The organism is Rhodococcus tibetensis (genome assembly GCF_024438035.1).
GTDB lineage: Bacteria > Actinomycetota > Actinomycetes > Mycobacteriales > Mycobacteriaceae > Rhodococcus_F > Rhodococcus_F tibetensis.
On record NZ_JANFQF010000038.1, the window covers coordinates 18,703 to 27,422 of the forward strand.

Below are 8,720 nucleotides of genomic sequence, written 5' to 3' on the forward strand. Positions count from 1 at the left end.
GGCAACCTGCACGTAGGATCGGTGCGCGATGAACGGTAGGGAACGAGAGAGCGAGCCGGCGTACCAGTTGGTGTCCAAACAGCTGCGTGAGCACATAGCAGCGGGCAAGTACCGCGGCGGCATCAAGCTTCCTACCGAATTCGAGCTCGCAGAACAGCACGGGGTGAGCCGTCAGACCGTGCGACGCGCATTTCAGGACCTGGTGGCCGAGGGCATCGTCTACCGGGTGCCGGGGCGCGGCACCTTCGCGGCCGAGTCCGACGGCCGATACCTGCGTCAGCTCGGGTCCATCGAAGACCTGATGAATTTGTCGACGGACACCACCATGGAGGTGGTCTCGCCCCTGCGTCGCCGGGTCGACATCGAGGCCGCCAGCAGGCTCCGCCTCGACACCGACCTCGTCCATACGGTCGTGTTCCGGCGCCGCCACGATGGCACACCGTTCGTGCTGACCACCGTGTACCTTCCCGCGGAGATCGCACGGCTCGTCGTCGACGCCCCCGAAATGTCCGAGGGCGCCGTCAGTTCGTACACGATCATCGGACTGCTGGAACCACACCTGCGGAGCCCCATCGTGGAGGCGGCGCAGTCGATCACGGTCGCGCCTGCCCCCGGGGATGTGGCCCGTGAACTCGACTGCCCCGAGGGCCACTCGATGCTGCGAGTCGACCGCCTGTACACCGATGCCGAAGGCCGGATCGTCGAGTTGGCGGTCAGCTATTTTTTGCCCGAGCATTACACCTACCGAGTGACGCTCCGCCGCGGCGGACGCTGAACCACAACGAGGAGAAACGCTTTCATGCGCGTGTTCAACGGAATCGACGAGGTCGAATCTGCCGTGGGCGAGTCCCTCGGCTTCAGTGAATGGTTGGAGATCACGCAGGACCGCGTGAACCTCTTCGCCGACGCCACCGAGGATCACCAGTGGATCCACGTCGACCCGGAGCGAGCCGCCGACGGCCCGTTCGGCGCGGCGATCGCGCACGGCTATCTCACCCTCTCGTTGCTGCCGAAGCTCGGCGCGGAGATCATGCGGGTCGACGGAGTGAAGATGACGATCAACTACGGGCTCAACAAGGTTCGCTTCCCGGAACCGGTCCGCGTGGGGGCATCGATTCGTGTCGGCGGCGAAATCGTCTCCTGCGAGCGCACATCCAAGGGTGCCCAGGTAGTCGTGAAGAACACCATCGAGATCAAAGGCTCCGACAAGCCGGCGTGCGTAGCGGAGACAGTGCGGGTTCTCGTGTCCTGAGCGCTCTCAGTAGGCGCCCGGGGAAACACCGGTGCCGAGGGAGCCGAACTGCTCCACCACGTCCCGCAGCGGGTCGCGGGGGCCTAGGTCGTAGGTGCACTCGGTGGGCCTGGGGGTCGGGGACCAACGCCCAGAGCAGCGCCCCGGCTGCCCGCCGCCGGTGAACCCCGCCGTGATCAGAGTCCGTGGGTCGCGGGCGCGGAGCTCGGCCCCGGCGTCGTCTGTGCCGCACGACCGGGTCCACCACGAACAGGCGGAGTCGGTGCACGTGCTGGATTCCGGTTCACCCACCAGTTCCCCGGCGGCGAGTGAGGACGAGTTCTTGTATCGGTCGACGACGGTGTGCATCCAGTCCCGGAAGCTCATCAGGGTGCGGGCAGCCCCGGTGTCGTGGTGTGCCACCCGTCTACGTACCACTGCCGGCCCTTGAACACGTCGTCTTCGCAGGCACCGACCTTCGTGATGCGCGTATCCGACATGGATCGATAGAGAGACCGGGTGGTCCGAACGGCGTGTAGCGAGGACGGTCATCGGCCCGGGGCGGTGCGAGGCGACCGTCCAGTCCCTGTGACCTGCGCAACTGTCGGGCGGCTTTTCCGCTTCCGAACGGGGACTACGCCTCGATCTTCTCCTCGTCGACCCGATAGTGTGCACGGCGGGGGCAGCGCCGACCATCACCGAGAACTCTCAGAGGTTTACATTGTCGAGTCCCGAAACCGACGCCGAGCTCGCCGGCCGCGTCAAGCGGCTTCTGCAGTTCCTGCGCGAAGTCGTCAGGGCTCGCACCAAGCCGGTACTGCGCGTCGACCAGCACGAACAAGTGGAATGGCTGTACCGCGAAGGTCGAGAACTTCAACTCGACGCCCAAGCCGAACAGGGCGGCGTCGTCCTCCGGGTGCCTGTCGTGGCCGTCGAGGATCCACCGGCACTCCCGCCGGTTCTACACGGCTGGGTGGACCAGGCTGCCCGATCCGACAGCTCGCAGTCCGAGCTGGCCTTGAATACCTCGGACGCCTATGCGGAAGACTCCGACGAGGAATACGACGTTCGCCGGGCCTACCAGGTCCGGCAGGCATTCGACGCCTACCTGCCACGGTGGAAGGCCTGGGCGGCGATGGATCGCAAACAGCGCCCGCACGCCGAGCTGTACCAGTCGTTGCAGGCGATGCTGCAGGAGTTGAACGCCCGGCCCGAGTCGATCGAACTCGTCCTTGCCTCCGGTCTGCTCACCGTCCCCGGTGTCGGCACCGATGCCGGCATCCGGACCCACCTCGTCACACAGCCGGCGGGGATTCACCGCGACGTTCGGACCGGTGACCTCCTGGTGCGGTTGACGCCCACCACCGCGCCTCGGCTCGAGGACTCGCAGCTGCTGACTGGGCTCTCGCTCTACGACAGCTCGCAGTCGATGCGACTGCAGCAAAATCTGCACGAATCCGCGACCTCTCCGCTCGGCGCCGACGTCGGGAAATTCCTCCGGGAATGGGCCCCGCTAGCGGTAACCACCGATATCGATGTTCGTGACGCTGTCGAGCCGCTGGACGAGACGGGGGCGGACACACTCGCCCTCTCACCCGCCCTCGTGCTCCGCAAGCGCAGCGCGTTTGCGCTCGTCGGGTACTACGAGAAGATGATCGCCCACCTCGAACGTGACGGCGCCACCGTTCCGCTCGGCCTCGCCCAACTGGTGGACGCGATCGAGCCGGCGGAGCGAGTGACGTGGCTCCAGCGCACGGGGGCCGCCGCACCCGCCACCCTCGCCGAGGACCCCCTCTTTCCCCTTCCCGCCAACGCCGAGCAGTCGCAGATCATCGAGCGGCTCGGTGGAGACAGCGGGGTGGTGGTCGAGGGGCCGCCCGGGACGGGAAAGACCCACACCATCGCCAATCTGGTCTCAGCGCTCCTCGCCCGAGGCCAGCGGGTGCTCGTCACGAGCGAGAAGGCGCAGGCTCTGCGGGTGCTCCGTGACAAGCTGCCGCCCGAGATGCAGGAACTCTGTGTCTCGATCACCGACCTCTCGCGAGGTGGTTCCGACGAGCTCACCCGCAGTGTCGCGACCATCGCCGAGCGTAAGTCGTCTTTCAACCCCGACAGCGAGGGCAAGCGGATCGCTGATCTGCGCGCCCAGCGGGCGGAGGCAATGAAGAAGCGTGCGGTCGTACTCGACCGTGTAACAGCACTGCGCGAGTCCGAGACGTATCTCCACGATGCCGTGGCCGAGGGCTACGAGGGCACGGCCGCGACGATCGTCCGCAAGGTGATGGCTTTCCAGGACGCCTGCCAATGGCTCCCCGGACCCCTGCTGAGTGAGCAGGCACCGCTGTCCGGCGCCGAGGTCGATACGTTGCGCGCATTGTGCGTGTCGGCCACACCGGAACGCGCCCTGCGCTCTCGGCAGAGTCTGCCGCCGCTCGACGCACTCCTGCCCAACCGTGCAGAACTCGAACGGCTCTGCACGCGGGCGTCGACCACGGTTCCCGTCGACACCCCGCAGTCGGCGCATCTGCTGGACGTCCTCGGCGGCGTCGACCCGAACACCGCGCACACGGTGCGCCGGCATTGCCGGGAACTGCAGGCCCGAGCGCACGATATTCTCGAACTCGACAATAGATTCCACGAACTTGCCGACACTATTCTCTCCGGCCGAGCCACGCATTTGTGGGGTCGGTTGGATGCGTTGCCTGCCATCGTGGAAGCGGCCGCCGCCGCCGACCGATACATAGGTGCGCACGACGTCCGGTGTTCGGTCATGAGCAGGCCCGCGCTCCACGCTGTGGGGGCGCTGGCTGTCGCCATGGAATCCGGTGCCGTCGAATGGAAGTCGCGCTTCCGCCGCAGTGACGAACAGAAGGCTGTCGAGGCGCTGGGGATCGAGGCGACCGTCGACGGTGTACCCGCCACCACCGCCACCGCCGTCCGTCTCGTCACGGAACACCTACGCGCGCACGACGCTGCCCAGACCGCGGCAACGCTGTTGGGTGATCTCGGTATTCCGGTGGAGATGACTGGTTCTCGCGCCGTTCAGGTCGACAGTCTCAACCTGATGGTCGGCAGGATAGCCCGCGTGCGTGCCCTGCTGGTTGCACGGGACGCGCTTGCGCGGGAGCTGTTCGCGTTGTCGCCCACTGCTCCCCGCGTTCGAACGCTCGTCGACGCCACTGCAGTCGCCGGCGCAGCGGAGGCCATCACCACCCGTACCGATGTCGACAGTGCCCGTGCCGAACTCGACGCCATCGTCTCGGCGGTGTCCACCGAGATCGACCCGGGCCCGTCTCCAGAGGGCACCGCTCTGGTCGCAGCACTCGACCGCGCCGACAACGCGGCACTGTCCGCAGCCCTCGCGCAGTACGCCGCGGCGCGCGCCGAGCAGCACGATCAGTTGCTCTTCGACGAGTTGTCCGACCGCCTCGCCCCCGTTGCCCCGGCCTTCTACGAGCTGGTGCGCCGGACGGCGACGCTCCCCGAGTGGGACGAGATGAGCTGGCAATTGTCGGACGCGTGGGCGTGGCGTCGTGCCCGCCAGTGGGTCACCGAACAGCACCGCGCCGGGCGTGAGCAGGAACTGGAGGCCGAACTGAACGGCCTTGACGCCGATCTGTCGCATCTGACCGCTCGGCTGGCGGCCGCGACTGCGTGGCGTGACTGCCTCGAAAGTCTCACCGCTGATCAAGTCCGGGCGCTGCAGACGTACCGCGAGCACATTTCCAACATCGGTGCCGGTGGCGGAAAGTATGCCGAAAAATACCGTAGTGCAGCCAGATCCGCCATGGGCGAGGCGCAGGGCGCCGTGCCCGCCTGGGTGATGCCGCTGCAACAGGTCCTTGCATCGATACCGCCGGTTCCGGGCAGTTTCGATGTCGTGATCGTCGACGAAGCCAGCCAGGCCGACATCACCAACCTTTTCCTGTTGTGGCTGGCACCGCGGGTGATCGTCGTGGGCGACGACAAGCAGTGCGCCCCAGCCGATATCCCCATCAACGGAACGCTCGACGACGTCTTCACCAGATTGGACGCGTACCTTCCGGATCTTCCCGAGTACGTTCAGGCGACGCTGACTCCTCGGTCCAGCCTGTTCTCGATCCTGCGTACCAGTTTCGGCCAGGTGGTCAGGCTGCGTGAGCATTTCCGCTCGATGCCCGAAATCATCAACTGGTCGAGTACCCAGTTCTACGGTGAGCTGCCGCTGGTGCCGGTGCGGCAGTTCGGTGCAGACCGGCTACCTCCCCTGCAGCACACCTATGTTCCCGACGCCACGGTGTCGGGCAAGGATGCGACGCTCGCCAACCACGTCGAGGCAAAGGCACTCGTCGATCAGCTCATCGAATGTCTCGTCGATCCCCGGTACGACGGGAAGACATTCGGAATCGTGGTGTTGCAAGGGCAGTCGCAGGTCGACGCGATCCGCGGCGAACTGGTTCGACGCATCGGAATCGAGCAGTGGGAGCAGCGGCGACTGCGGGTCGGAACACCGCCCGACTTCCAGGGTGACGAACGCAGCGTCGTCTTCCTGTCCATGGTGGTGACGCCGGAACAGCACTTCGTGCCGCTGACGGCCAACCAGTACAAGCGTCGATTCAACGTGGCGGCGTCGCGGGCACAGGACCAGCTGTGGCTGTTCCATTCGGTGACCGTCGACGAGCTCAAGCGAGCCGACCTCCGCAACTCGCTGCTGAGCTACGTGATGTCCACGTCACCGGCGCCGGCCGAGCCGATGCCCCAGGACGTGAGCCGGGACGTCCGGACACCTCCGTTCGACAACCTCCTCGAGCAGAGGGTGTTCCACGACATCGCCGAACGCGGCTATCACGTCAATCCTCAAGTCGAGGTAAATAATCGGCGCATCGACCTCGTCGTCACCGGCGGGACGATGAGGCTGGCCGTCGAGTGTGATGCGGACGCCTTCTCCACCACCCCGGAACAGCGCATCGCCGACCTCGAACGCGAGCAGGAACTCAAGCGGTGCGGCTGGACATTCTGGCGCGTGCGGGAATCCGAGTACTACCTCGACCCGAAGGCGGCGATGGCCGGTTTGTGGGACACCTTGGACAACCTGGGCATCGCCCCGCACGCCGTCGGCCACGCCGCCGCCATCGAATCGGCGGCCACCGAGCGGGCGTCCGGAGACGGCACTGCCCCCGAGCGCGGCAAGCACGCCGCGCCCCTTCTCGCCGACTGACCCGGCGGCGCGGTCAGGCAGTGCCGTGCCACTCCTCGAGCTGTTCGACTGCGGTATTCGCCACCGCGACGGCCTCGTCCCGATTGACGCGTGAGAGCAGGAGCGCGCTGACGGACAGTGAGGTCAGCAGCCGGGTGCGGTGCTCGACGACGGCGGGGGGTGTGTCCGGGTCGAGGGCGCGCAGCGCGTGGGTGAGCGCCGCGGACAGTTCTCTTCGGTACGCATCCACGACGGTCCGCTGAGTTTCGTCGTGCGCGGCGAACCCCGCGGCGCTGTTGAGAAGGAGGCACCCACGACCCGGGTATTCCTCGGGGAGTGTCGCCAGGGTATCGGCGAGAGCTCGGTAATAGCGCATGCCCGCGTCAGGCGGTGTGGGTTCATCGGTGAGGATTCTCAGGCGTGGGCGGATCACACGATCGAGGTAGTCCTGCACGGCGGCGTCGAACAGGCCGCGCTTGCTGGTGAAGGCGTTGTACAGGCTCGAACGGTTGAGTCCGGTGACGCGTTCGAGGTCCGGCACCGACGTGGCCTCGTAACCCCTGTCCCAGAACAAATCACGCGCGAGGCCGATCACCTCGGCGGTGTCGAACTCCTGCGTCCGTGGCATGACGATCCTCACTCGGTGTTGTGAAACGGTCATTTCAGTATATATTGAAATGATCAGTTCACAATGAGGAGGAACTTGCATGGTTACCGCCGGTCTGGTTCTCGCCGCTCTTGCCAGCGCGCTACACGTGTACATCTTCGTGCTCGAGTCGGTGCTGTGGACCGCGCCGCGGACCCGCGCGACCTTCGGCACCACAGTCGCCGAGGCCGAGGCCACCAAGGAGCTGGCCTTCAATCAGGGCTTCTACAACCTCTTCCTCGCCGTCGTCACCGTGGTCGGCATCGTGGCGGTCGCCCTCGACGCGACTGCGGTGGGAGCGGCACTCGTCTTCGCGGGCGCCGGATCGATGGTCCTCGCCGCGGCCGTCCTGCTGATTTCGTCACCGGACAAGGCCCGCGCGGCCCTCACGCAGGGGACGTTCCCGTTGCTCGCGGTCCTTCTCCTCGCGCTCGGACTGGCGCTCTAGACATCTTTCGACAGGCACTGAAAGGAACTATCCGTGGTATCGAGCACGCAGATTCAGTTGATCAACCGGCCGGTGGGCTGGCCCACACAGGACGACTTCCGGACCGTCGCCGTAGAGTTGCCCGACCTGGCCGGTGATCAGGTCCGTGTGGTCAACGAGTTCACCTCCGTCGACCCGTACATGCGCGGTCGCATGAACGACGTCAAGTCCTACATCCCGCCGTTCGTGCTGGGGGAGACCATGACCGGCGGCGCCGTCGGGCGCGTCGTCGAGTCGACCGCCGACACCCACCCCGTCGGCTCCGTTGTGGTGCACGACCTCGGGTGGCGCGATATGGCGCAGGGTGACGCCTCCGCATTCCGTGTGGTGAAGGAAATCCCCGGCGTTCCGGTGTCCGCATACCTCGGCATTCTCGGCATGACGGGTCTGACAGCCTATGTGGGTCTCATGCACATCGCTCATCTGAAACCCGGAGAGTCCGTGTTTATTTCGGGCGCCGCGGGTGCCGTCGGAACTGCTGCCGGGCAGATCGCACGCCTCGAGGGTGCGTCCCGGGTCATCGGATCCGCGGGCTCCGCAGAGAAGGTCGCGCTACTCTCCGACCGCTACGGCTACGACGTCGCGCTCGACTACAAGACCGCGCCCATCCGCGAGCAGCTGCTCGGAGTCGCCGGTGACGGAATCGACGTCTATTTCGACAATGTCGGCGGCGATCACCTCGAGGCGGCACTCGCCGCCATGCGCAACGGGGGGCGAGCGGCGCTGTGCGGCGCGATCGCCGGCTACAACTCCACCGAGCGCGTACCCGGACCGGACAACATGATGAACATCATCAGCCGCGGTCTCACGTTGCAGGGATTCACGCTGGGCAACTACACCCACTTCTTCCCCGAATTCGCCGCCAAGATGGGACCGTGGCTCGCGTCCGGCGACGTGGTCCACGACGAGACGGTGGTCGACGGCATCGAGAACTCGGTGGACGCGTTCCTTCAGCTCATGCGCGGCGGGAACGTCGGGAAGATGCTGGTGAAGGTGGCGTAGCCACCCGTGCGTGGTTAAGGAGTCCAGAGACTCGTGTGTGTGCTCAGGACATCGCGAACACTTGATGTCTCAGGACATCGTGAACACTGAGCGGCTCATCCCTGGGATCCTCGGGGATGAGCGGAACAGGGTTTTCGATGGATCCAGAGTTTGTGTCCGCGATCGTCCGGGTGGCACG

6 protein-coding genes and 1 pseudogene are annotated in these 8,720 nt (G+C 66.0%); 5 read left to right on the forward strand and 2 right to left on the reverse strand.

Going from position 1 to position 8,720, the window contains the following annotated elements; translation table 11 throughout:
• Positions 1-28 precede the first annotated feature (28 nt).
• Positions 29-775 (forward strand): GntR family transcriptional regulator, encoded by a 747-nt coding sequence (locus tag NOF53_RS26935; RefSeq protein ID WP_255974663.1) that lies wholly within the window; start codon positions 29-31, stop codon positions 773-775.
• A 24-nt stretch (positions 776-799) separates the two neighbouring features.
• Positions 800-1,252: a MaoC family dehydratase gene (locus NOF53_RS26940; RefSeq protein ID WP_255974664.1), complete on the forward strand. Its 453-nt coding sequence runs from the start codon at positions 800-802 to the stop codon at positions 1,250-1,252.
• A gap of 6 nt (positions 1,253-1,258) precedes the next feature.
• Here the strand turns inward: NOF53_RS26940 and NOF53_RS26945 are convergent.
• Positions 1,259-1,704: pseudogene (locus NOF53_RS26945) on the reverse strand (hypothetical protein); the annotation flags it as partial.
• A 248-nt stretch (positions 1,705-1,952) separates the two neighbouring features.
• Here NOF53_RS26945 and NOF53_RS26950 point away from each other — a divergent pair.
• Entirely contained in the window at positions 1,953-6,428 is a 4,476-nt protein-coding gene (locus tag NOF53_RS26950) for a PDDEXK-like endonuclease domain-containing protein (protein ID WP_255974665.1), read from the forward strand.
• A 13-nt stretch (positions 6,429-6,441) separates the two neighbouring features.
• Here the strand turns inward: NOF53_RS26950 and NOF53_RS26955 are convergent, their stop codons facing one another.
• Positions 6,442-7,035 carry a TetR/AcrR family transcriptional regulator gene (locus tag NOF53_RS26955; protein WP_255974666.1) on the reverse strand — a complete coding sequence of 198 codons (594 nt, stop codon included), beginning with the start codon at positions 7,033-7,035 and terminating at the stop codon, positions 6,442-6,444.
• A 79-nt stretch (positions 7,036-7,114) separates the two neighbouring features.
• Here NOF53_RS26955 and NOF53_RS26960 point away from each other — a divergent pair, with 79 nt between their 5' ends.
• Positions 7,115-7,501: a DUF1304 domain-containing protein gene (locus NOF53_RS26960; protein WP_255974667.1), complete on the forward strand. Its 387-nt coding sequence runs from the start codon at positions 7,115-7,117 to the stop codon at positions 7,499-7,501.
• A 33-nt stretch (positions 7,502-7,534) separates the two neighbouring features.
• Positions 7,535-8,542, forward strand: coding sequence for an NADP-dependent oxidoreductase (locus tag NOF53_RS26965; protein WP_255974668.1), 1,008 nt, complete (start codon positions 7,535-7,537; stop codon positions 8,540-8,542).
• The last annotated feature ends 178 nt before the right edge of the window (positions 8,543-8,720 follow it).

Bases quoted from the DNA above. Each gene is read 5' to 3' on its own strand.
- NOF53_RS26940 (WP_255974664.1), top strand. From the start codon at position 800: ATGCGCGTGTTCAACGGAATCGACGAGGTCGAATCTGCCGTGGGCGAG.
- NOF53_RS26935 (WP_255974663.1), top strand. From the start codon at position 29: ATGAACGGTAGGGAACGAGAGAGCGAGCCGGCGTACCAGTTGGTGTCC.
- NOF53_RS26960 (WP_255974667.1), top strand. From the start codon at position 7,115: ATGGTTACCGCCGGTCTGGTTCTCGCCGCTCTTGCCAGCGCGCTACAC.
- NOF53_RS26955 (WP_255974666.1), bottom strand. From the start codon at position 7,035: ATGCCACGGACGCAGGAGTTCGACACCGCCGAGGTGATCGGCCTCGCG.